This is a genomic window from Burkholderia sp. RS01, from assembly GCF_039748055.1.
In the GTDB taxonomy this organism is placed as follows: domain Bacteria; phylum Actinomycetota; class Actinomycetes; order Actinomycetales; family Micrococcaceae; genus Arthrobacter.
Map to the genome: position 1 here is coordinate 110,648 of NZ_JBDLAK010000012.1, position 20,845 is coordinate 131,492.

Annotated in this window: 23 protein-coding genes and 1 pseudogene; 11 read left to right on the top strand and 13 right to left on the bottom strand. The window is 66.2% G+C overall.

Annotated features, from left to right (window positions below; genetic code table 11):
* Positions 1-124: 124 nt before the first annotated feature.
* From ABFP37_RS13000 to ABFP37_RS13025, 6 genes are all read left to right on the top strand, one after another.
* Positions 125-1,843, top strand: a complete 1,719-nt coding sequence (locus ABFP37_RS13000) for a hypothetical protein (protein WP_347033828.1) — start codon at positions 125-127, stop codon at positions 1,841-1,843.
* Between the two features lie 446 nt (positions 1,844-2,289).
* Positions 2,290-2,478 carry a hypothetical protein gene (locus ABFP37_RS13005; protein ID WP_078028721.1) on the top strand — a complete coding sequence of 63 codons (189 nt, stop codon included), beginning with the start codon at positions 2,290-2,292 and terminating at the stop codon, positions 2,476-2,478.
* Positions 2,479-2,678: 200 nt separating this feature from the next.
* Entirely contained in the window at positions 2,679-4,406 is a 1,728-nt protein-coding gene (locus tag ABFP37_RS13010) for a multicopper oxidase domain-containing protein (RefSeq protein ID WP_347033829.1), read from the top strand.
* A gap of 7 nt (positions 4,407-4,413) precedes the next feature.
* Positions 4,414-5,397 carry an SGNH/GDSL hydrolase family protein gene (locus ABFP37_RS13015; protein WP_347033830.1) on the top strand — a complete coding sequence of 328 codons (984 nt, stop codon included), beginning with the start codon at positions 4,414-4,416 and terminating at the stop codon, positions 5,395-5,397.
* 79 nt (positions 5,398-5,476) lie between these two features.
* Complete coding sequence (locus ABFP37_RS13020; protein ID WP_347033831.1) at positions 5,477-6,247, top strand: alpha/beta hydrolase; 771 nt, start codon at positions 5,477-5,479, stop codon at positions 6,245-6,247.
* 123 nt (positions 6,248-6,370) lie between these two features.
* Entirely contained in the window at positions 6,371-7,282 is a 912-nt protein-coding gene (locus ABFP37_RS13025; protein ID WP_078028718.1) for an SGNH/GDSL hydrolase family protein, read from the top strand.
* Between the two features lie 64 nt (positions 7,283-7,346).
* Here the strand turns inward: ABFP37_RS13025 and ABFP37_RS13030 are convergent, their stop codons facing one another.
* The 13 genes and pseudogenes from ABFP37_RS13030 to ABFP37_RS13090 form a co-directional block, all read right to left on the bottom strand.
* Positions 7,347-8,039 carry a hypothetical protein gene (locus tag ABFP37_RS13030; RefSeq protein WP_347033832.1) on the bottom strand — a complete coding sequence of 231 codons (693 nt, stop codon included), beginning with the start codon at positions 8,037-8,039 and terminating at the stop codon, positions 7,347-7,349.
* Positions 8,040-8,173: 134 nt separating this feature from the next.
* A complete protein-coding gene (locus ABFP37_RS13035; RefSeq protein WP_078028716.1) occupies positions 8,174-8,470 on the bottom strand; it encodes a hypothetical protein in 297 nt (98 codons plus the stop codon).
* 304 nt (positions 8,471-8,774) lie between these two features.
* A pseudogene (locus ABFP37_RS13040) lies at positions 8,775-8,957 on the bottom strand (IS110 family transposase); the annotation flags it as partial.
* A 234-nt stretch (positions 8,958-9,191) separates the two neighbouring features.
* On the bottom strand, positions 9,192-9,929 hold the full coding sequence (locus tag ABFP37_RS13045) for a VOC family protein (protein WP_078028715.1): 738 nt from the start codon (positions 9,927-9,929) through the stop codon (positions 9,192-9,194).
* A gap of 9 nt (positions 9,930-9,938) precedes the next feature.
* The gene (locus ABFP37_RS13050; RefSeq protein ID WP_078028714.1) at positions 9,939-10,412 is read right to left on the bottom strand and encodes a hypothetical protein; all 474 of its coding nucleotides are present in this window, start codon (positions 10,410-10,412) and stop codon (positions 9,939-9,941) included.
* A gap of 549 nt (positions 10,413-10,961) precedes the next feature.
* Positions 10,962-11,297 (bottom strand): DUF202 domain-containing protein, encoded by a 336-nt coding sequence (locus ABFP37_RS13055; protein ID WP_078028713.1) that lies wholly within the window; start codon positions 11,295-11,297, stop codon positions 10,962-10,964.
* A gap of 4 nt (positions 11,298-11,301) precedes the next feature.
* Positions 11,302-11,721 carry a DUF202 domain-containing protein gene (locus ABFP37_RS13060; RefSeq protein ID WP_078028742.1) on the bottom strand — a complete coding sequence of 140 codons (420 nt, stop codon included), beginning with the start codon at positions 11,719-11,721 and terminating at the stop codon, positions 11,302-11,304.
* 220 nt (positions 11,722-11,941) lie between these two features.
* Positions 11,942-12,607 carry a dihydroxyacetone kinase subunit DhaL gene (dhaL, locus tag ABFP37_RS13065; RefSeq protein WP_078028712.1) on the bottom strand — a complete coding sequence of 222 codons (666 nt, stop codon included), beginning with the start codon at positions 12,605-12,607 and terminating at the stop codon, positions 11,942-11,944.
* Positions 12,608-12,634: 27 nt separating this feature from the next.
* Positions 12,635-13,639 carry a dihydroxyacetone kinase subunit DhaK gene (locus ABFP37_RS13070; RefSeq protein ID WP_347033833.1) on the bottom strand — a complete coding sequence of 335 codons (1,005 nt, stop codon included), beginning with the start codon at positions 13,637-13,639 and terminating at the stop codon, positions 12,635-12,637.
* Between the two features lie 62 nt (positions 13,640-13,701).
* Complete coding sequence (locus tag ABFP37_RS13075; RefSeq protein WP_347033834.1) at positions 13,702-14,421, bottom strand: HPr family phosphocarrier protein; 720 nt, start codon at positions 14,419-14,421, stop codon at positions 13,702-13,704.
* Positions 14,418-15,068 carry a dihydroxyacetone kinase subunit DhaL gene (gene dhaL, locus ABFP37_RS13080; protein ID WP_347033835.1) on the bottom strand — a complete coding sequence of 217 codons (651 nt, stop codon included), beginning with the start codon at positions 15,066-15,068 and terminating at the stop codon, positions 14,418-14,420. The genes ABFP37_RS13075 and dhaL (ABFP37_RS13080) overlap by 4 nt, the downstream gene beginning before the upstream one ends.
* A gap of 1 nt (position 15,069) precedes the next feature.
* Positions 15,070-16,062, bottom strand: coding sequence for a dihydroxyacetone kinase subunit DhaK (dhaK, locus tag ABFP37_RS13085; protein WP_347033836.1), 993 nt, complete (start codon positions 16,060-16,062; stop codon positions 15,070-15,072).
* On the bottom strand, positions 16,059-16,814 hold the full coding sequence (locus tag ABFP37_RS13090; RefSeq protein ID WP_347033837.1) for an MIP/aquaporin family protein: 756 nt from the start codon (positions 16,812-16,814) through the stop codon (positions 16,059-16,061). Before ABFP37_RS13090 ends, dhaK begins: the two co-directional genes overlap by 4 nt.
* 169 nt (positions 16,815-16,983) lie before the next feature.
* Between ABFP37_RS13090 and ABFP37_RS13095 the strand changes: the two genes are divergently transcribed.
* The 5 genes from ABFP37_RS13095 (at position 16,984) to paaD (ending at position 20,840) form a co-directional block, all read left to right on the top strand.
* Positions 16,984-17,742 carry an IclR family transcriptional regulator gene (locus ABFP37_RS13095; protein WP_347033838.1) on the top strand — a complete coding sequence of 253 codons (759 nt, stop codon included), beginning with the start codon at positions 16,984-16,986 and terminating at the stop codon, positions 17,740-17,742.
* Positions 17,743-17,963: 221 nt separating this feature from the next.
* On the top strand, positions 17,964-18,983 hold the full coding sequence (paaA, locus tag ABFP37_RS13100) for a 1,2-phenylacetyl-CoA epoxidase subunit PaaA (protein WP_347033839.1): 1,020 nt from the start codon (positions 17,964-17,966) through the stop codon (positions 18,981-18,983).
* A gap of 104 nt (positions 18,984-19,087) precedes the next feature.
* Positions 19,088-19,375 (top strand): 1,2-phenylacetyl-CoA epoxidase subunit PaaB, encoded by a 288-nt coding sequence (gene paaB / locus ABFP37_RS13105; RefSeq protein ID WP_347033855.1) that lies wholly within the window; start codon positions 19,088-19,090, stop codon positions 19,373-19,375.
* Positions 19,372-20,292: a 1,2-phenylacetyl-CoA epoxidase subunit PaaC gene (paaC, locus tag ABFP37_RS13110; protein WP_347033840.1), complete on the top strand. Its 921-nt coding sequence runs from the start codon at positions 19,372-19,374 to the stop codon at positions 20,290-20,292. The genes paaB and paaC overlap by 4 nt, the downstream gene beginning before the upstream one ends.
* Positions 20,289-20,840 (top strand): 1,2-phenylacetyl-CoA epoxidase subunit PaaD, encoded by a 552-nt coding sequence (gene paaD, locus ABFP37_RS13115; RefSeq protein WP_347033841.1) that lies wholly within the window; start codon positions 20,289-20,291, stop codon positions 20,838-20,840. Before paaC ends, paaD begins: the two co-directional genes overlap by 4 nt.
* Positions 20,841-20,845 lie beyond the last annotated feature (5 nt).

Sequence of the window (20,845 nt, forward strand, 5' to 3'; positions counted from 1 at the left end):
AGACACATAAGCCTCGCACGCTTAACGCAAGTCACCCACCCACCTGAGCGCAGAGATTCTGGAGTTAACTCCCTCTGCTTCCCAGTCCTGCATACGGATACCGGCATCTCCGAGAGGAACAGCCATGAGGAACCTTCCAGTTAGTCCACGAACAGTAAGTCCACGAACCCTTCGTAAGATCACCATCCTTGCCGCCGCCGCAGCGCTGATCGCGGCCGGCGGAACGGGTTCCGCCCTGGCCAAGGGCGGCACGGCCAAACCGCCGAAGGGAATCGTTTCCCCCTGGGTGGTGCCCACCCTGGCCACACCGGCCTCCGCAGCATCAGCCCGCGGCTTCGACGACACCGGCTTTGCCAGCAACGCCACCGTCAACTCCGACAACACCTCGTGTCCCGGCGTGACGGATCCGGAGTACTACGGCGGCACTGTCACCATCAACGGCATCCTCATCACCATTCCGTGCAACCTGGTGGTCCAGATGCCGGCCAACACGCTGACCTGGGCGGACTTCGTCCATGGAACCGGCGGCACGGCCCCGCTCGGCGTCGACGGCCTGGAACTGCGGGCCGTCGGCAACATCGTGGGATCACGCCACATAGCCGGCCTGGCTTTTGTCTCCCAGCAGTCGGCCAATACAGGCCGCGGTGAAATCACCGGGATCGACTACGCCAACGGCGCCCTGAAGGTGGCTGACGCCGCGGGCGGAACCGTGACCGTCCAGCTGAACGACCCCAAGATCGCCGGCCTGCACGACAGCACCGGCGCCGATACCGGCCGGTTCAGCAACGGCCAGTCGCCTGATTACCGCTTCAGCGTTGACCAGGACAACCCCACCATCCACGCCGCCACGGGCTACCCCATGTGCATCCCGCGCACGGATCCGTCCGTCAAGGATGACCCCCTGTGCCCGCAGAAGAACCGCCCGCTGGCACCGTCGGCCACCACGGTCACCGTACCTGCCTGCCGCAACTTCAGCGTGGCCGGTGTTGTGCCGCCGGCCAGCGGAGAGCTCAGCGCCCCGGCGGCCGGCCAGAAGTACTGCTCGCAGTATGTGATGCCGGTGCCGGGAATCAGCGCCACCGCCCCGGACGCCAACCAGCAGGCGCCCTTCGAAATCGGTGACGTGGTGGACTACTCCGGAACGCTCATTCACGGGTCGCCGGACTACATCTCGGCCCACACGGTTGAGGCCAACCTCGGCATCTACACCCAGCCCGGCACGCAGCCCAGCTACCTGGCGATCGGCGAGTTCGGCGTGGGCACCGCGGACCCCCTTGCGACGGCACCCAACGGCGTGGCGCAGGAGACCCAGGACAGGATCTTCCTCGAATCCGAAACCACGGACGTCAAGACCCCGGTGGATATCTACTACGAGGACCGCAATGCCGACGGTTCGGTCTTCAACCGGTGGATCACGCCGTTTGAAATGACGGGCGAGAACGCGGCCCCGCTTACCGGGCCGACGGGCGGCATCACCACGCAAAACACCGGCCCCCAGCCACAGCGGGCCCGGCTCCGCGCCACGAAGGCCCCCACCGGCCTCCTCAGCCAGCCGGACCGTACCGTCCGCGTGGGAGTCCGCAGCCTGTGCATGCCCACGCCGGTCAACACCACGGCAACCACCATCAACCAGGCCGCTCTGGACAGCTGCTTCAAGAACGCCCCCACCAAGGCCAACGGACTCCAGCCCGGGCAGTACATCGCTCCGGTCTTCGAGTACATCTTCCCGGAGAACGTGAAGCCCGGAGACGTGATTGTGCCAAACGACCTGTACCACCTGCCGTTCCTGGTCAACGGTGAAGGCGCTAACAACGCCGGCGCCCTGGTGCCTTCTCCGTGGTAACACGGGAGGCCGACGGCGGCAGCGCGGCCTAAATGAACGCGCACCCCAGCCTGTGGCGGGGACTCGCTTCGGCGGTCCTCGCCACAGGCGTGCTCGCCGGCTGCAGCCCTGCACTTTCGGGGCCAACGGGCCAGCCGGCACCAGTAACAGGGAACGCGCCGGCAGGAAATACGCCGGCACGAAGTACGACGGCGGCGGGTCCGACGGCGGCCACCTTACCCGGCGCTTCGGCCGGGGCAGCCGCTGCCGCGCCCGCGCTGCCCCCTTCGGAGCCAAACGCCGGCGGGGGTAACCGCGCCGGCGGAAGGAACCGCGGCGGAAGAGCGGACGGTGCCGCCGGTCCGGACCGCTCCGCCCCAGCGCTGCCCGCGGACTGGCCGGCGGAGGTCCCCTTGCCGCCCGGGCAGCTCCAGGGCTCAACCGGCACGGCCCCCCAATGGAGCGCCATGCTGCTGGTCACAGGCGGCGCTGACAAGGCTCTCGCCGGTGCCGTCAGGTTCTACACAGCGAACGGGTTCACGAGCGAGGGCATCGCCCAGCTGCACCGCGGAAACTACCGGGTTGTCATGGTGGCCATGAACCGCGACCATTCGGCCGCTGAAACCAACCTGACCGTCGCCCTCATCCGGGGCTGAACGCTTCAAATGGGGTCCCTGCACTGGGACCCTGCCGTATGACCGTGTAGTGGGACCGGCAGGGGACCCTGCGGCGGGGTGGCCCAATCTGGGGGAACATTGCAGCCGGCACCTCCGGACCCTCCAAGGATTTCCGGAGGCCCGGGTTGCAAGCTGGTTCTCGAAACCACCCCCGCCACCCAAAATTCCTGGAGGACCTCATGGCAACAACACGGCGCGACGTGCTGAAGCTGAGCATCATGGGCGGCGCAGTTGCCCTGACCGGTGCGAACGGCGGCGCCGCTCTCGCCGGTGTGCCGGCCAAGGGCGGCACAGACGCTGTCACCACGCCCATCACCACCCCGAGCAGGCTCGCGGCGAAGAACATGCCGATTCCCTTCGCCGCCGCCTTCCGCCGGCCGCCGGAGCTGATCCCGTACGAGCAGGGCTGGGATCCGGACGGCCAGCCCTTTGAGAAGTACTGCCTCACCCAGAAGACGGGGACCGCCCAGATCGCCCGGGGCCTGAACACCACCCTGGCCGGTTACAACGGGATTTTTCCGGGCCCGTCCATCCGCGTGGAGCAGGGCACCCGCACCGAGCTGCGGATCAGTAACCGGCTTTCCACCAAGGGACTGCTGTATCCGGACCCGTCCAACACGGTGACGCACCTTCACGGCTCGGCGTCGCTGCCGCAGTACGACGGCTACGCAAACGACAGGACCGCCCCGGGGAAGGTGAAGAACTACCAGTATCCCAACTGGCAGGCGGCCCGGACGCTCTGGTACCACGACCACAACCACATGCTCACCGCCCAGGGTGTGTACTCCGGCCTGGCCGCGTATTACTCCATCACCAACGAGCAGGAGCGGGAGCAGCTGCCGCAGGGCGAGTTCGACGTGCCGATCCTGGTCTCGGACGTGATGCTGAACGCGGACGGCTCCCTGGGCTACAACGACAACGGCCATTCCGGCCTGTGGGGCGACATCGTGATGGTCAACGGCGTGCCCTGGCCCACCATGAAGGTGAAGCCGCAGATCTACCGGTTCCGGTTCCTGGTCGGTTCCATCACCCGCTCCTACCGGTTCGCGCTGTCCAACGGTGCCCCGTTCTATGTGGTGGGCACGGACGCCGGCATGACCCCGAAGGTCCAGGCGGTCTCGTCCTGGCGGCAGGGCACGGCCGAGCGGTATGAGGTCTTGATCGACTTCCGGAAGTACAAGCCCGGGCAGACCGTGGAGCTGCGGAACCTGAGCAACAAGAACAACGTGGACTTCGCCAATACCGGCAAGGTCATGAAGTTCCAGGTGGTGGAGGATTCGCCGTCATTGATTCCCGGTTCCCATTCCATCGGCTCGATCCCGGCCAGCCTTGACCCGGGCGAGCATCCCACCAAGGACAGCGGAGGCCTGGACACCATGTCGCTGACCCCGGACATGGCCGTGGCGAAAAGGATCCTGCGGGTCCAACGCAAGAGCGGGGAGTGGACCATCAACGGCGAAACCTGGGACACGGTGGAAAAGTCCAACTTCACCCGGTGTTTCGCGAACCCGCAGAAGAACCAGGTGGAACAGTGGACCATCGTGAACGAGTCCGGCGGCTGGTTCCACCCGGTGCACATCCACCTGATCGACGGCAAGATCATCGGCCGGAACACCAACGGCGGCAAGCCCTACGCCTGGGAGGGCGGCCCCAAGGACGTCTTCTACGCCGGGGAGAACGAGTCCGTCACTGTTCTCATGCAGTTCGATACGGGCAAGCACGAGGGCGGCCGGTACATGGTCCACTGCCACAACCTGGTGCACGAGGACCACGACATGATGGTCCAGTTTGCCGTCGGCGACCTGAACAACAACGATCCCATCAACGCCGACAAGCCCGTCGATGAGACAGAGGTTGAGGGGCACTACGCGTCGAACTACAAGGCCTCCTATCCTGAGGGGACCTGACGCTGCCATGCACCGACCTTTCAAGAAGTACGACGCCGGTTCGGTCACCTCCCGGGGTGACCGGGCCGGCGTCGTGCGTCCTTCGCTGGCGGATGCTGGCGGCGAAGCGCAGGATGAGGGGATGAACGCTTCCGGCTTCCGTTTGGAGAGCCGCGGTCCCGTCGAAGGGATGGCGGGACCGCACCCGTGGAGCCGGTTCGTGGCGTTGGGGGATTCGTTCACCGAAGGGGTGGGCGATCCGGAGCCCCGAAGCCCGGGCGGCCTGCGGGGCTGGGCGGACCGCGTGGCGGAGGAACTGAGCGTGGGCCACGAGGATTTCGCCTACGCCAACCTGGCCGTGCGGGGCCTGCTGCTGGAGCAGATCCTGGATCAGCAGACGGGGCCGGCGATGGCGCTGAAACCGGACCTGATCGCCCTGTCAGGGGGCGGGAACGATCTTGTCTTCCGCGGCACCGATCCCGACAAGCTGGCCGCCAAGCTGGATGCCGCCGTCGGGCTGCTGAGTTCCACGGGCGCCACCATGGTCCTGTTCACCGGGCCGGACTGGGGCGGGACGCCGATGATCGGGCACAACCGGGCCAAGGTGGCAATCTTCAACGAGAACATCCGGACCATCGCCCACCGGCACGATGCCGTGATCGCCGACCTGTGGGCCTTGCGGGCGCTGACGGACCCGCGGATGTGGGACCCGGACCGGCTGCATTTCTCGCCGCTGGGCTACCACACCATCGCCATGATGGTGCTGGACACCTTGAATGTTCCGCACACGCTGCGTCCCCTGCGGCCCAAGGCCCTGCCGGACAGCAGCTGGCGCCATGCCCGGGCCGAGGACCTCGTCTGGGCCAGGAAATACCTGGTCCCCTGGGTGCTGCGGCGGATCCGGCATGAGACCGAGGAAGAACTGCAGGCGAAGCGGCCCGTGGCCGGCCCGGTCTTTGGTGCCGGGATGCCGCCGGGAACGTTCATCGGGACGCACCCGCAGGACCTCTGATTCGGGGGCCGCCTCACCGGGCAATGAAGTAGCATCCGGCTATGACGAAGTATCCGGCACTGACGAACAGGAACTGTAAATGATCGAACACCAGACCTCGGCCGACGGCACCAAGATCGCGTTCGAACGGACCGGTGAAGGACCCGCCCTGATCATTATCGGCGGCGCTTTGAACAACCGGCGCTCGGCCGACATGCTGGTGCCCCTGCTCGCCCCGCACTTCACCGTCTTCGCGTATGACCGGCGCGGGAGGGGCGACAGCACTGACAGTCCGCCCTACAGCCCGGAGCGTGAAATAGAGGACCTGACGGCCCTCATAGGTGCCGCGGGCGGATCGTCCTACACCTATGGCCACTCGTCGGGCGCCATCCTGGCGCTGGAAGCAGCGGCCAGCGGGGCGCCCATTTCCAAACTGGCTGCCTATGAGCCGCCGTATCTGACCGGACAGGCCCCGGACGAAACCTGGGAAGCCTTCCGGGACCGGGTCCAGGCGGCGGTGGACGCGGGAGACCGGGGAGCCGCGATCGAACTGTTCATCCGCCACACGGGCTCTGAGTTCGACGAAGGAATGAAGAGCATGCCGTGGTGGCCTGCCCTCCTCGGCGTCGCGCACACGCTGCCCTATGACCTCACGCTCACGGGGGACGGCAGCGTTCCCGCGGACAGGTTCGCGGACATTAACCTCCCCGCGTTGGGGATTTACGGGGGTGCGAGCCCGTCTTGGGCAGGCGCTGCCATCAGCGCCGTGGCCGCAGCCGTTCCCGGCATGAAGCAGGAAAAGCTGGAAGGCCAGAACCACGGCGTCGCCCCCGAGGCTGTTGCCCCGGTCCTGATTGACTTCTTCAGTTAGGCGCTAGCTCGTCTTCCGCAAATTTCCGCGGATTACTGGAATGCAGACGGAATCGGAAGCGTTACCTCAGTAACGCCCCAAGCTGCTGGGGAGCCTGCGGGCGGCGAGGGAGAGGATAAGGCGATGGACGCCGTCGGCCGCTTTGAACTCAGTGGTTCCGCCACCAGCCGGACAGCCCCGCATCCCTGGAGCCGTTATGTGGCGATGGGGGATTCGTTTACGGAGGGGATCGGCGATCCCGAGGAGCGCAGCCCGGGCGGCTGGCGCGGCTGGGCCGACCGTGTGGCCGAGGAACTCAGCGTTGACCATGAGGACTTTGCCTACGCGAACCTGGCCGTGCGCGGCTTGCTTTTGCAGGAGATCATCGACAGGCAGTTGGCCCAGGCGCTGCGGCTGAAGCCGGACCTGATCAGCCTTTCGGCCGGCGGAAATGACATGGTGTTCCACAACAGCAATCCGGACAAGCTCGCTGCCAGGCTGGACGCGGGCGTTGAACTGCTGAAGACCACCGGCGCCACCGTTGTGCTGTTCACCGGACCGGACTGGTGGCGCACGCCCGTGCTCAGCCGCAACCGGGCCAGGGTGGCCATTTTCAATGAGAATATCCACGCCATCGCGGCCCGGCACGACTGCGTGGTGGCTGACCTATGGGCTCTGCGGGAACTCCGGGACCCCCAGATGTGGGATCCGGACCGGCTGCACTTCTCCCCGCTGGGGCACCATACCATTGCCATCATGGTCCTGAACACCCTGAACGTGCCCCACACCCTTCAGCCGCTGGCGCCCCCGGCCCTGCCGGAGCGGAGCTGGCGGGAAGCGGGCGCCGACGACCTGGTCTGGGCCAAGACCTACTTCCTGCCGTGGGTTCTGCGGCGCATCCGGCCCCAGCCGGGGGATGCAGCCCTGCAAGCGAAGCGGCCGCAGGCTGCGCCGGTATTCGGTGCCGGGATGCACCCGCAGTTGCACCGAAAGCGGCCGGCGGCCCCGATCAACGGCACGGAGCCCGTGTACAAAGCCCAGCTCAAGCGGGCGTAGGACTCAAACGGGCGCCGAGTTCAGGCGGCGCCCACGCGGAGGCGGTGCTGCCCACAGGCGGGATTCAGTTGATGAGGGCCACCGCGTGGGCGATCACGAGGGCCAGGAGCACAAAGCCGCCGGCGGCCTCAACCACCATGAATATTTTGGCCCGCGGGGACAGGGGCATGGTGTCGGTGGGACTGAATGCCATGGAGTTGGACGCCGAGAAGTACAGGTAGTCCACGAAGGACGCCACCCAGCCCGTCTTCACGGAAGACCTGGTGGCCACCTCCTCGACGGCGTCGTGGTCCTCGTCCTGCGGAAAGCGGAAGTCGGCCGCCGGGAGGTTTTTGCGGTCGGCGTGCCGGCGGGAGACCGGGCCGCCGCGGTCCAGCTCCCAGTAGACCAGGGCGAACCCGATGATGTTGGTGACCCAGACCTGGAGCGCCGCAAGCAGTAGGGTGGGGCCGTCCTGCTTCCCGGAGGAGGTCAGCAGGATGATCAGCTGCACCAGTGCCACCTCGTTGGCGGCCACCAGCAGCAGGGCCTGGCCGGTGGCAAGGTACTTGGACCAGCGGGTCTGCCGGCGGAGGCGGGCCGGGTTCAGCGCGATCAGCGGGATGAGCATCAGCAGCCCGATGGCCACCACTGTGTACCGGAGAGCCGGAAGGAAGGTGCTGGGCAGGGTGGCGTAGAGGCCCAATGCGACGAGTAGCGCGATGACGGCGGGTAGGCGGTGTTCGGCCCGGGGAGCGGGTTTCTCGTCAAAGGACATCTGATGAGTCTAGGGACCCGCAGTGCCCGCCCGCGGTAGCGCCGCGTTGTTCGGCACGGGCCTGCGCGCCGGTCCCGAGCCGTGACCGGTGGTCCAGCGCCCTCCGGTCCCCTCGGCAGCGTCCTCCCGAATCGCTAGGGCATCACCTTGTACAGATCGATGACGGTCTCTTCCGGAGGCGACGCGAAGCCGCCCTCGATGCCCTGCTGCATCCGGGGAAGGAGGATGCCGTCGCGGAATTTCTCCCAGCTCTCCTTCGACTCATGGACAGCCATAATCGTCCAACCGCCGGCAGAAGAGCCTGCGGCATGGAAGATCTGGCCGTCAGGCAGGAGCCCCTCGCCTGGGTGGACAGCGGCAATTGAGGCATCGTACTGGTCCTTGGTGCCGCCTGCGAAGAAATGCACGATGCCGTAGGGCGCGGTGTCCATATCTGCTCCTTGGATGGTCTGGTTGGTGTTGGACATGCCAACCAATAGACCTCGCCCCGCTGGATGTCAATGGGGTCATCCCGAAGGGCTCGCCCTAGCCTCCCCACACCGAGGACGATCCGGAGTGCCCGGTGACGATGCTCTGGCAGATCAGGAACAGCCCGGCCAGAACGTCCACGGCCAGGAGCAGCGGGGACTGCCCATGATGCTGGTGTGGTGCGCGCCTGGCTAGAGTGGGGTGCCGTAGATTCCTTGGCGTGTGTTGCGGCTTTCCTGAAGGCGTCGTTGCAGTAGTCCGGGCCCGGTCGCAGTAGACCTCGCTGGTGGTGAGTATGTACCAGATTGCCAGGAGTATGGAGTGCTGGACAGCAACGAGCGTCCTGATAGGGCCGCGGCGGGCGGCGATTCGATGATATTTGGCGCTGAAGTACGTGGTTCTGGAACGCGAAACGCTCATTGCTGCTATTCCCAGCACGGCTTTGAGATACGGTGCCGGCCCAGGATGCCAGTTGTGGTCGGTGATGGCCCGAGTTGGGCGTCCATGACGTCCAGGTGCAAGCGGATCAGAAATCCGTGGTGTCCGGTCAACCGGGTGGGTGAGGGCCTCCGTGAGTTCGGGAATCTTGGCTCGCATTCTTTGACTGGCCATGTCCGCAAGCACTCCTGGATCGCGCTCACCGTTGATCGCTGCACGGGCCTTGGCGCCTCGCCACGACGGGCGTCAGCCTGGAGTGAGGACGCAGAACTCGTTGCCCTCTGGGTCGGCGAGGCATACCCATGGCACATCGCCCTGGCCGACATCGGCATCAGTGGCGCCGAGCGCCCGTAGCCTGGCCACCTCTGCGGCTTGGTCGTCACCGGCGTACGGCCTCAGGTCGAGGTGGACACGGTTCCACACGGTCTCCGGGCCGGACGTGCGAAGGAACTCCAGATACGGCCCGACGCCTTGGGCCGAACGCAGCCTCGCATGATCATCGGTCACCTCGTGCAGGGTCCAGTCCGTGGCATCGCTCCAGAACCGGGCCATGGCCCGCGGATCCGCGCAGTTGACCACCACCGCGGCGATCGGCCCGGTGTCCCGGTAGATCGGTCGCGGCTCCAGCACGCAGAACACGTTGCCCTCCGGATCGGCCAGGACCGTCCACGGCACATCACCCTGGCCCACATCTGCGGGCGTCGCACCGAGCTCCATCAGGCGCGCCACCAGCTCCGCCTGATGGGCCGCAGACGTGGTGGCGAGATCGAGGTGCACGCGGTACCTCACCGTCTCGGGGTCCGGGACGGTGACGACATCGACGCAGACGGCGGCGGGATCCGGCCAGACGAAGCCCACAGGTTCAACATTGGTCACGCCGGGTCCCTCGCTGGACACACCCCAACCGAGGGCCTCCGCCCAAAACCGGCCGAGCGCCGAGTCATCCCGGGCCTTGAAATTCACCTGAACAAGTCGCAGCGCCATGCCGGGGGCCTAGCCGCCCCACACCGAGGACGATCCGGAGTGCCCGGTGATGATGCTCTGGTAGATCATGAACAATCCGGCCAGCACGCCAACGGCCAGCAGGGCGATCCTGACAGGCCGGGATTCCTGGAGGCCCGCCAGCGCAGGCACCCGCCGGGCCAGCGGCGCGTAGGTGGCTGCGAGCATCAGTGCCACCACCACAAAGAAGACCACCGCGGTGTATTTGAAGATGTCACCCTGCCGGGCGTGCGCCTGGATCGCGTCGGTGGCGCCCCGGATGGCCTGCAGCTGCTCGCCGGCCTGGGCGGTGATGAGGGACAGGGGAGCGAGCATCAGCGTCAGGACACCCAGCGGCCACGCCAGGTAGTTCCGGGTCCGGGCGGCGAGGCCGTAGACCACGGCACCCAGCCCGGCAAGCGGCCCGAAGACCACCACGGCGTGGACGAGGAGAATGTGGGCCGGAAGGCCGGCGATCATGAACACGGGTTGCTCCTTGCAGGACGGTTACCGCATGGCAGGACAGGTACTGCGTGCTGTCACGGTAGCACCAGCCAAAGGCCCAGCGCGCCAAGAAACACGCATGAACTTGCCGTCCACCGACGGTCCTTAAAAATGGGAGGCTCCGCGGGCCGGATCCATCGTGCTCGAACGTGATGGGGGTCGCCGGACCCGGCGCTGGCGGGGGGAGCGCATTGCCGGGTCCGGCGGACTGACCGGTTGGAGGACACCTTGCGATCAGATAGTCAGATGTTGGCCGTCCGACCTTCACAAAAGCTTGCGGGACCCTATGGCTCCAAGAGCCTTCCGCGCCAATGGGTTCCCCCACCGGCCTTGCACGCGCCGCGTCCGGCACCGCAAACGAGACCAGGCGCCCGGAAATTGTCTTTACCAGCCAGCCCCGGGTCTGCTGCCTCAGCCGGTGAGGGCATATCCTTCGCGGATCCAGGCCAGCACCTCGGCATCAATTTCTGAAGGGAAGGATTGCTCCTTGCAGCACGGTATACCGCATGTCAGGGCAGGTGCTGCGTGCTGTCACGCTAGCACTAGCCAGAGGCCCAGGGCGCCTAGAACCACGCATGAACTTGCCGTCCACAGAACGGCGGCGATGTCCGGTGCGAGATGCTCCGCCGTGATGCCGTGGATGCCGCGCCGGTACCGCACCCGCTGGGTGAAGTAGATGCCGCCTCCGGCCGCTACTGAAACGGCAAAAAAGGGCAGGACCAGTGGTCCGTGTTCCGGAATCCAGCGGAGGAAGATGGCGCTGGCGGTCACCAGTGTCAGCGTCGTCCGGCCCCACGCCAGCACCGTGCGCTCCGGCTGCAGCCCGGGGTCTCCATGCGGCCGATCGTCCGGGTGGTTGTGGGTCATGTTTTCAGGCCAGGACGACGACGGCGATCACCACGGCCGCTGCGACGGCGCAGCCGGCGGCGAGCAGCGGGGCAATGAGCGGCAGCGGCAACGGCCGGTTGGTGCGCAGGCTGCCTTCGACGCGAAGCCAGCGCACGGCAGCTCCGGCGCTGAGGATCATGCCGAGCAGGAGCAGCAGGACCGAGAGCCCCCGCCGGACGGGTTCCAGGAAGACGTCGGAGGTGAAGGCCTCCACGGCGATGCCGCCGGCCAGGAGTGCCAGCGAGGTGCGGATCCAGGCCAGGAACGTACGTTCATTGGCTAGCGTGAAGCGCGGGTCCGGCTCGGTCCCACCGGGGAGAAGCCTTTCGGCGATCCTGCTTCTGCGGGCTGGGCCCGTATCGGGGGTTGGTCCGGGTCTTGGGTCAAGCGGGTTCGCGGGCACGGTCACAGTCTAGACAGCGGCTAGCGGAGGGATAGTTCCAGACGCGGTACACGCGGTTAAAATCGGTGATTTCAAGCTCTCCGCGCGCAGAAGGCAGGATCAGCGTTCCCGCCGCGCCGGTGCCCCGGAGGGGTACGCCTCCGGGGCGGACCTCATCGTGGCAGCAACCATGCGCGAGGTTCCGAACCTTCAACGGGCAGCGTGATCGCCGTCAACCCCACTAGGCCGAGGCGCTCAGCGGTTGCCAGGCCTGGCCGGCGCCGACAGTGTCCGCGCCTGCCTCAAAGAACAAGGCGATGGTAACCGCGCCGGGGTCGAGCACTCCCCGCGCGAGTTCGCCCACATAGGTGGCCCTGCCGCGGGCGGCGATGAGGTCGGCGGTGGACTCAGCGCCGGCCCGGGCGGCCAGGGCTGCTTCCAGGAGCGCCCCGCCAAGCGTGTTGCCGCGCTCGGCGGCCGCGGTGAGAGCAACGGATGCCGGTTGGAGCGCGTCGATCATCGTGTTGTCACCGACCCGGGCACCGCCGAGTTTCTGGATGGTCGACAGCCCCGCCGCGATGCCTTGGGCGATGTCGGTGACGGCTGCTGCGTCATTCTTGGAACCTTTGGCGATGTCGCGGAACCACATCCCGAACAGCGGTCCGCTGGTGCCTCCGGTGGCCATGAAGCCACGGCTTGCGGCTTGGAACACGGTGGGGAAGGTCGCTTCCGTGGCGGTCGGCAGACCTGCTCGTGTGCGTTCCAGGGCGGAGGCGATGTTGACGCCGAAGTCGCCGTCACCGGCGAGCCGGTCCAGCTCTGTCAGGTAGGCCTGAGTCGAGTCGAATCGTTCATTGAACGAGGTTATCCACGTCAGTGCAGCGGTGCCGTCGATGAGGTTGGTCATGGTGTTTCCTTCGGTCTGTTGGTGTTGTTACCAGGAGAGGGCGGGTGTGCGAACGGTGTCGTCCCACAGGCTGATCAGTTCGTCGTCGGCGACCGTCAGGGTCACGGAGAGGCCGTGCATGTTCAGGGAAGAGACGTACGTGCCGGCGAGGGAGCGCGCGACGCGGATGCCACGACCGTTCAGAAGGTTGTGCATGTGGCGGGCTGCGATGGAGAGCTCGAGCGGGTAGGCGCCGCCGAGGCCGTTCACGATGGCGATTACCGACTGGCCGCGCTTGACCTCCAGGTTGGAGACCAATGGCGTGACGAGCTGTTCGACCAGGTCATCGGCGGGTGCGTAGGCTATGCGGCGGGTGCCTCGTTCGCCGTGGATGCCCACCCCGAATTCGACCTCGTGGGGTTCGAGCTCAAATGCGGCGGTGGACTCTCCGGGATGTGCGCCTGCGTCCAGGGCGATCGCCAGGCTGCGGGAACGGGCGACGACGTCGCGGCCGCGGGCGGCGATGGTGGATACGTCGGCGCCCCGCTCGGCGAGGGCGCCGCATACCTTTTCGACGGTGACGACGGCGGCCGTGCCGCGGCGTCCCGGACCGTCATTGCCGTTGTCGGAGGCGAGGTCGTCGTCAACGAGCACCTGCTCGACAGGGACGCCGTCGTCATCGGCCAGTGACGCGGCGATCTGGAAGTTGAGGACGTCGCCGGTGTAGTTCTTCACGATCTGCACGACGCCTGCGCCGGTGTTGGCGAGTTTGGTGCCTGCGTGCACCTGGTCTGCGGTGGGGCTGGCAAACACTGCGCCGCAGACGGCGACGTCGAGCATTCCGCTGCCGACGAATCCGGCGTGCAGCGGCTCGTGGCCGGAGCCTCCGCCTGAGACAAGGCCGACCTTACCGGGTGTCAGGATTTTGCGGGAGATGAGGTTGTGTTCGTTGTTGAACGTCACCAGCTCCGGATAGGTCAGGGCGAATCCGTCCAGGGCTTCGTCGATGACGCGGTGGGGGCTGTTGATGATGTGTCGCACGGCTGTAGGCATGGAAGTACTCCGGTTCTTGTTAGTGGCAGTGGAATGAGAGACGAAAAGGGGACGGGGGAGGGCTAGGAAAGTTCGCCGAAGCCTTGAAGGACGAGTTGCTTTACGGCGTTCACGGCCTGGGAGGCGTCGGGGCCGTTGGCATCGATGCGGATCCGGTCGTTCCTGCTTGCGGCGAGGGACAGCAGGCCGATCACGCTGCATGCGTTGACCGGCCCGCGCCCGGCGGTGGTGTTGGTCAGTTCGACGTCGGCACTGAACTCCCCGGCGGTCTGCACGAGCAGCGATGCCGGGCGGGCGTGGAGGCCCATCGGATTGATCAGGCGTTCCTCCGCGCTGGCGGCGGGGCTCCCCAGGGCGGTGTCGCCCCCAACTGAAGCGTCCGGGGCTGGGACGGTCTGCGTCTTCTTGGCGCTGAGGGCGTTGCTCGTTTCAGCGGTGATGTCGGCCAGCGAACTGCCCGCGGCGGCGCCGACCACGGCCGCCGTCGTTGCCTCGACGAAGGGGCCGTCGCTGATCACCACCTGGTGGGTGCTGGCGCGGATCTCCAAGGCCAGTGCTGCGCTGAGGATCGCTGATCCCAGGTCGGTGATGACGAGCACGCCGTCCGTGGTGGCGAGGTCATCGATGGCGGACGCGATTGCTGTTGCGTCGGTTCCGAATCCTCCGGCGGCGCCGGCGGCGATCCGGATGGGAGGTTGCGTGCCGTGGACCATTTGCAGGGCGAGATCCATTGCAGCGTTGGCCAGTGCTTCACTATGTGAGACGAGTACGATGCCGATCATTGTGCCTTTCCTTCACCGACGCTTGCGGCCAGCGCAGCAACCAGGATGGTCGCTGACGCGGCTCCTGGGTCGATGTGTCCGGCGCTGCGGTCACCGAGATAGGACGCCCGGCCTTTGCGTGCGACGAGCGGTTCGGTCGAGTCCCGGCCGGTCGTCGCCGCAGCGGCGGCGGCCGCAATTGAGCCATGCAGTTGCCGGCCGTCAGCCAGAGACTGGGACAGGACCGTGACGGCCGGTTCGAGGGCGTCAATCATGGTCTTGTCGCCAACTGCCGCGTGGCCGCGTGCGATGACGCCGTTCACGCCGGCACGCAGTGCGTTCTCCAGTTCCGATGCGTCCAATTGCGCGCTCGAGGGGCTATTTCGGCCCATTTCAAGGAAGAAGGTGCCGTACAGGGACCCGCTGGCCCCACCGACGGTGGACACCAGGGTCATGCCGACGGCCTTGAGTAGTTCCTGTACGGTTTTTGTCGGCCTGTCATCGAGCTTGGCGACCACCGCGGCTGTGCCGCGAACCATGTTGGTCCCGTGGTCGGCGTCGCCGATCGCCGAGTCCAGCTCGGTCAACCAGTCTGCCTGTGTCGTGATCTCCGACGCGAAGCGGTTCAGCCACTGCTGGATGGCGTCGATCGTGAGTGTTTCCGGCATGTCAATCCTTCCAGCGGAGGGCCGGGGTGTTCACCGGCGCGTCCCACAAATCGAGAATTTCGTCGTCTGCACCGACCAGAGTCAGGGAACAACCCGCCATGTCGAGGCTGGTGACATAGTTTCCGACCAAGGATCGGGCCACCGTGATGTTGCGTTCCTTGAGCCGGTCGGAGACCTCGGCGAACATTGCGTAGAGCTCGATCAGCGGGGTTCCTCCCAGGCCGGTCAGCAAGGCGATAACCGGTTTGCCGCTGAAGTCATAGTCTGTGGTGATCGACTCGACCAACGCGTTGGACAGTTCCGCGGCCGACATCACCGATACGCGCTTGCGTCCTGGTTCGCCGTGGATACCGACGCCGAGCTCCATTTCGCCCTCAGGCAGATCGAAGCTGGGCCTGCCCACGGCAGGAACAATGCAGCTGGTAAGCGCCGCCCCCATGGAACGTCCCGCCTCGGCGATCCGCTCGGCGAGCACATGTACCTTCTCAAGGGACCAGCCGCGGGCCGCTGCGGCGCCTGCAACCTTTTCCAGAATCAGCGTGGTGCCGACACCGCGCCGGCCCGCTGTCCAGGTGGAGTCCTCCACCGCGACGTCGTCAGCGACGACGACCGAGGCGACCTCGATACCCTGTTCCCGGGCGAGCTCGGCGGCCATTTCAAAATTGAGCAGGTCGCCGGTGTAATTCTTGACGACGAAGAGCACGCCCGCCCCGGTGTCCACCCGGGTAGCGGCGGCCAGAATCTGGTCTGGAGTCGGTGACGTAAAGATCTCACCTGCGCACGCGGCGTCCAGCATTCCAGCGCCGACGAACCCGCTGTGCAGCGGTTCGTGGCCCGAGCCGCCTCCGGCGACCAGCGCGACGCGGCCTTCCCGCGGTGCGGCGCTGAAAACGATGCGGTTCTCGAAGTCCACTGACAGCTGTCCGTGGGCTGCGGCGAAGCCTCGCAGGGCGTCTGCCAGCAGTGTCTGCGGGGAGTTGATCAGCATGTTCATGCCCGGGTTTCCTGCTCGGTCAGCGCCTCGGTGAGGGAGGTGCGGTCAGCCTGGGTGCGTGAGATGAGACCGAACAACAGTCCGGCGGCGACGCCCGCGGCAATTTCGGCGATCACGTATACGGGCCATTGTTCCCAGGCCACCGTTCCGCCCATCAAGGACTGTACGAACATCGGCCCGGTGGTCCTGGCGGGGTTGATCGATGCCCCGGTGACCGGTGCGACGGGGATGATTGCGGCGAACACGATGAACCCGATGACGATCCCGGCAAAGCCGGGTGCGGCCTTGCGGTGGATCACGCCGAACACCGTGAAGACAAGCAGGAAAGTGCCAATGAATTCAGCGGTGAAAGCCTGCCAGACGGGGATGTCACCATACGCGGCCACTCCGAGGCCCAGCTCGCTGGCGTGCTGACCGAGCACTGCGATGATCGCGAAGGAACCTGCAACAGCACCTAGGACCTGGGCTCCGAGGTATCCCGGGACGTCGCGCCACGGGAACTTCCCTGTTGCTGCAAGCGCCACGGTTACTGCGGGATTGATGTGGTTTCCGGAGATGTAGCCAAAAACGTAGACGGTGCCAATGACCACTGCGCCAAACGACAGCGAGATGAAGCCCAGCTCGGAACCGGTAAACGGCTGGTCGCCGCGGGCGATGGCGAGAGCGGGGACGGATCCTACTCCGACAAATACGAGGAACGCGGTCCCCAGGAACTCGGCAGCGAGGCGCTGCCACATGCGGTTTTCGTCCATGACGAAAGTTCTCCTTTGAACTGTGGATGAAATTAGACGAAGAGTCGAATTCGACATTGTCGACTCTGATTCGGTAATATCGAATCATGCCGGTTAGCGTTCCCGACTGTCAAGGGGCTAAATTGACTCGGAGGAATGAGAAGCCAATCGACGATGGGAGGGTGGGTCCGTGATCCAGTCGATTGACCGCGCGGCCAAGATCCTCGGGCTCCTCCAGGGCGCCAGGCGCCTTGGAATCTCCGAACTGGCCGCCGCGTTGGAGCTTCCGCCGTCCACCGTCCATGGACTCGTGAAGTCACTGCAGGCACACGGGCTGGTCGCTCAGGAAAGCTCAGGAAATCGGTATGCCCTTGGTCCGGCGCTGCTGAAACTTTCGAGCGTCTACCTCGACACGCTGGATGTCCGCTCCCGAGCAATGCGGTGGATGCATGAGTTGTCTTGGCGGACCGGTTACGCGAGCCGACTAGGAGTGAACCTTCTCGATGAGGTTTTGATCATTCATCACGACCGCCGCCCCGACGGCACAGAGCAAATGCCGGAAACCGGACTCAACCTGCCCGCCCACGCCTCTGCTCTTGGAAAAGTGCTGCTCGCCTTCAATCCCGAGCTCGAAAATGACGTGCTCAGCAAGCCGCTGGCCGAATTCACTGGCGATACGATCACAGACCCTGCCGTCCTCCGTTCACAGCTTGAGGAAGTGCGGAAAAGCGCGCTCGGGTTGGAGTACGAGGAGGCAGTGATTGGCGAGGCTTCCATTGCTGCCCCCGTCTACGATGAAAGCGGCCTGGTCGTAGCCGTGCTGTCGGTAGTAATCCCTGCGAGCGAGTGGCCAGCCAGCGAGGCCACCGTTCGCGAACTCCGCGACGCCGCACGGACAATTTCACGGGAACTCGGGGCTTCCGTCTGGTCCTCCCAGGGGGCCCGCTAGTCCGTACGGATTTTCGCTCCGGCCTTCTCGTGAGGCACTAGCCGCCTACCTCAATTGATACGGCTCCGGCCCAGTCTCCAATCCGCCCCGTCGGCTTCGAGAGAAGCCGACGGCAGTTTTGTCTGCGCCGCCGTGCTTGACGCCCTTCCCGGCTTCCGCATATCCTGAACGAACGGTCGGTAATTATTTCCGAGTACGCACGTGAATGCATAGGAGCAACCATGGCATCGCAGAATCTGCAGCCAGTGCCTGAGGCACTGTCCCCAGAGGATCAGGAGCGGGCGGCACAGCTCGAGGCGGAGGGGCAGGGGTACTTTGACCGCGTCATGTCCGAGGACTCCCGGATCGAGCCGAAGGACTGGATGCCGGCCGCGTACCGCAAGACCCTCCTGCGCCAGATCTCGCAGCACGCGCACTCGGAAATCATCGGCATGCAGCCGGAGGCCAACTGGATCTCCCGCGCGCCGAGCCTGAAGCGCAAGGCCATCCTGATGGCCAAGGTCCAGGACGAGGCAGGCCACGGGCTGTACCTCTACTCGGCCGCCGAGACGCTGGGCCAGAGCCGCGACAGGATGATGGACGACCTCATCGCCGGTAAGGCCCGCTACTCCTCGATCTTCAACTACCCGGCCCTGACCTGGGCGGACATGGGCGCGATCGGCTGGCTGGTGGACGGCGCCGCCATCTGCAACCAAGTGCCGCTCTGCCGCGCCTCCTACGGCCCCTACGGCCGGGCCATGGTGCGCATCTGCAAGGAAGAATCCTTCCACCAGCGCCAGGGCTTCGAGATCCTGCTGGAACTCTCCCACGGCACGCCCGCGCAGAAGCAGATGGCCCAGGACGCCGTGAACCGCTGGTACGCCCCGGCGCTGATGATGTTCGGCCCACCGGATGACGATTCACCCAACTCCAAGCAGTCCATGGCCTGGAACATCAAGCGGTTCAGCAACGATGAACTGCGCAGCCGCTTCGTGGGCATGATGGTGGAGCAGGTCAGGGTCCTGGGCCTCACCCTCCCGGACAGCGAAGTCCGCTTCAACGAAGAAACCAAGAAGTGGGAGCACGGACCGCTGGACTGGGAAGAGTTCAAGGAAGTCCTCGCCGGCCGCGGCCCCTGCAACGCCCAGCGGCTTGAGCGCCGCCGCGAAGCGCACGACGACGGCGCCTGGGTTCGCGAAGCAGCCGCAGCTTATGCGGACAAACAGGCACGCAAGCACGCAGAGAAGGAATACGCAGCATGAGCCCCCACGGCAACCCGGAAGTACCGGCCAGCTCCGCCGGAGCAGTAGAAAACTCGGCTGCCAAGGTCCCCGCAGGTCCGGCACCAACCACTGAGTCAGCCTCGATGCATCGCAGCGTCTGGCCGCTCTGGGAGGTCTTTGTCCGGTCCAGCCGCGGGCTCTCGCACGTGCACGCGGGCAGCCTGCACGCGCCGGACGCCGCCATGGCCCTGCGCAACGCCCGCGACCTGTACACCCGCCGCAACGAGGGCGTGTCCATCTGGGTGGTCCCGGCCGATGCCATCGCCGCTAGCGATCCCGATGCGAAGGGTTCGTTCTTCGAGTCGCCGCAGGGCAAGGACTACCGGCACGCCACGTACTACACCAAGAGCGAAGGGGTGAAGCACCTGTGACCCCTCCGGAAACGCACACCGAAACGCACGCAGAAACGCAAGGCCACGGCGACATCTCCGTGGGCGTGGCCGGCAGCGGCGACTCCTCCGCCAGCGCCACCCGCATCACGCCGGGCAATGCGCTTCGCCCCGAGGACATCGCGCTCGAGGTCCGCACCGGCCTGGTAAAGCCCTCTGCGGAGGTGGCCGAGTACGCGCTGCGCCTGGGCGACGACGCCCTCATCCTGGCCCAGCGCCTGGGCCACTGGATCTCCCGTGCCCCGGAGCTGGAGGAGGACGTGGCCCTGGGCAACATCGGCCTGGACCAGCTGGGCCACGCCCGGTCCTTCCTCACCTACGCCGGGGGAGCGTGGGGGAAGAGCGAGGACGATCTCGCCTACTTCCGCCGCGAGCACGAGTTCCGCTCGGCCCACCTGTTCGAGCAGCCCAACGGCGACTTCGCGGTCACCATCGCGCGCCAGTTCGTTGTGAGCTACTACCAGTTCGAGCTGTACCGCCGGCTGACCGAGTCCACGGACGCCACGCTGGCCGCCATCGCCGCCAAGGCCGTGAAGGAAGTGGACTACCACCGCGACCACAGCGCCCAGTGGATCCTCCGGCTGGCGCAGGGCACCGAGGTGTCCCGGCAGAAGATGATCCACGGCCTGAAGCTGGTCTGGCCGTATGTGGGCGAGCTCTTCGCGGATGACGAGCTGACCACGCGCCTGGCTGAAGCCGGGGCCGCCGTCGAGCCTTCCAGCCTGCAGGCGGACTTTGACCGCCTCACCGGCGAGGTCCTGGCTGAGGCCGAGCTGGAGGTGCCGCAGACGCCGGCAGCGCCGGGCGGCGGGCGGCGCGGCAAGCACTCCGAGCACCTGGGCTACATCCTCGCCGAGATGCAGGTGCTGGCCCGGGAGCATCCCGGAGCAAGCTGGTGACTGCCGTGTACGTTCAGGAATCGGGCAACCGGTCCGCGGAGGCCACCGCCGATGAGAAGGCGTGGGCCGTCGCCGCCACGGTGTGCGATCCGGAAATCCCGGTGCTCACCATCGAGGACCTCGGGATCCTGCGCCATGTCCGGCTGTTCGACGACGGCGGGATGGTGCCCGCCGTGCAGGTCACCATCACGCCCACGTACTCGGGCTGCCCGGCGATGGACGCCATCCGTGACGACCTGAAGGCCGCCTTCCGCAAGGAGGGCTACCCCAGCGTCCACGTGGAGCTGGTGCTGGCCCCGGCGTGGACCACGGACTGGATGACGGACGCCGGCAAGGCCAAGCTGCAGGAGTACGGCATCGCCCCGCCCAGCGGCAAGGCTGCGGCAGGCGGCCACAGCGGCCCCATAAGGCTCAGCCTGGCCGTGAAGTGCCCGCAGTGCTCGTCGCTGAACACCAAGGAACTCACCCGCTTCGGTTCCACCTCCTGCAAGGCGCTGTACGTGTGCCAGGACTGCAAGGAACCGTTCGACTACTTCAAAGTCCTGTAAGGAAT

Bases quoted from the DNA above. Each gene is read 5' to 3' on its own strand.
- paaB (WP_347033855.1), top strand. From the start codon at position 19,088: ATGCATCGCAGCGTCTGGCCGCTCTGGGAGGTCTTTGTCCGGTCCAGC.
- dhaL (WP_347033835.1), bottom strand. From the start codon at position 15,068: ATGCCGGAAACACTCACGATCGACGCCATCCAGCAGTGGCTGAACCGC.
- dhaL (WP_078028712.1), bottom strand. From the start codon at position 12,607: ATGACCAACCTCATCGACGGCACCGCTGCACTGACGTGGATAACCTCG.
- ABFP37_RS13030 (WP_347033832.1), bottom strand. From the start codon at position 8,039: ATGTCCTTTGACGAGAAACCCGCTCCCCGGGCCGAACACCGCCTACCC.
- dhaK (WP_347033836.1), bottom strand. From the start codon at position 16,062: ATGAACATGCTGATCAACTCCCCGCAGACACTGCTGGCAGACGCCCTG.
- ABFP37_RS13055 (WP_078028713.1), bottom strand. From the start codon at position 11,297: ATGACCCACAACCACCCGGACGATCGGCCGCATGGAGACCCCGGGCTG.
- ABFP37_RS13025 (WP_078028718.1), top strand. From the start codon at position 6,371: ATGGACGCCGTCGGCCGCTTTGAACTCAGTGGTTCCGCCACCAGCCGG.
- ABFP37_RS13090 (WP_347033837.1), bottom strand. From the start codon at position 16,814: ATGGACGAAAACCGCATGTGGCAGCGCCTCGCTGCCGAGTTCCTGGGG.
- ABFP37_RS13010 (WP_347033829.1), top strand. From the start codon at position 2,679: ATGGCAACAACACGGCGCGACGTGCTGAAGCTGAGCATCATGGGCGGC.
- ABFP37_RS13045 (WP_078028715.1), bottom strand. From the start codon at position 9,929: ATGGCGCTGCGACTTGTTCAGGTGAATTTCAAGGCCCGGGATGACTCG.
- ABFP37_RS13075 (WP_347033834.1), bottom strand. From the start codon at position 14,421: ATGATCGGCATCGTACTCGTCTCACATAGTGAAGCACTGGCCAACGCT.
- ABFP37_RS13035 (WP_078028716.1), bottom strand. From the start codon at position 8,470: ATGGACACCGCGCCCTACGGCATCGTGCATTTCTTCGCAGGCGGCACC.
- ABFP37_RS13015 (WP_347033830.1), top strand. From the start codon at position 4,414: ATGCACCGACCTTTCAAGAAGTACGACGCCGGTTCGGTCACCTCCCGG.
- ABFP37_RS13070 (WP_347033833.1), bottom strand. From the start codon at position 13,639: ATGCCTACAGCCGTGCGACACATCATCAACAGCCCCCACCGCGTCATC.
- ABFP37_RS13020 (WP_347033831.1), top strand. From the start codon at position 5,477: ATGATCGAACACCAGACCTCGGCCGACGGCACCAAGATCGCGTTCGAA.
- paaA (WP_347033839.1), top strand. From the start codon at position 17,964: ATGGCATCGCAGAATCTGCAGCCAGTGCCTGAGGCACTGTCCCCAGAG.
- ABFP37_RS13000 (WP_347033828.1), top strand. From the start codon at position 125: ATGAGGAACCTTCCAGTTAGTCCACGAACAGTAAGTCCACGAACCCTT.
- ABFP37_RS13005 (WP_078028721.1), top strand. From the start codon at position 2,290: ATGCTGCTGGTCACAGGCGGCGCTGACAAGGCTCTCGCCGGTGCCGTC.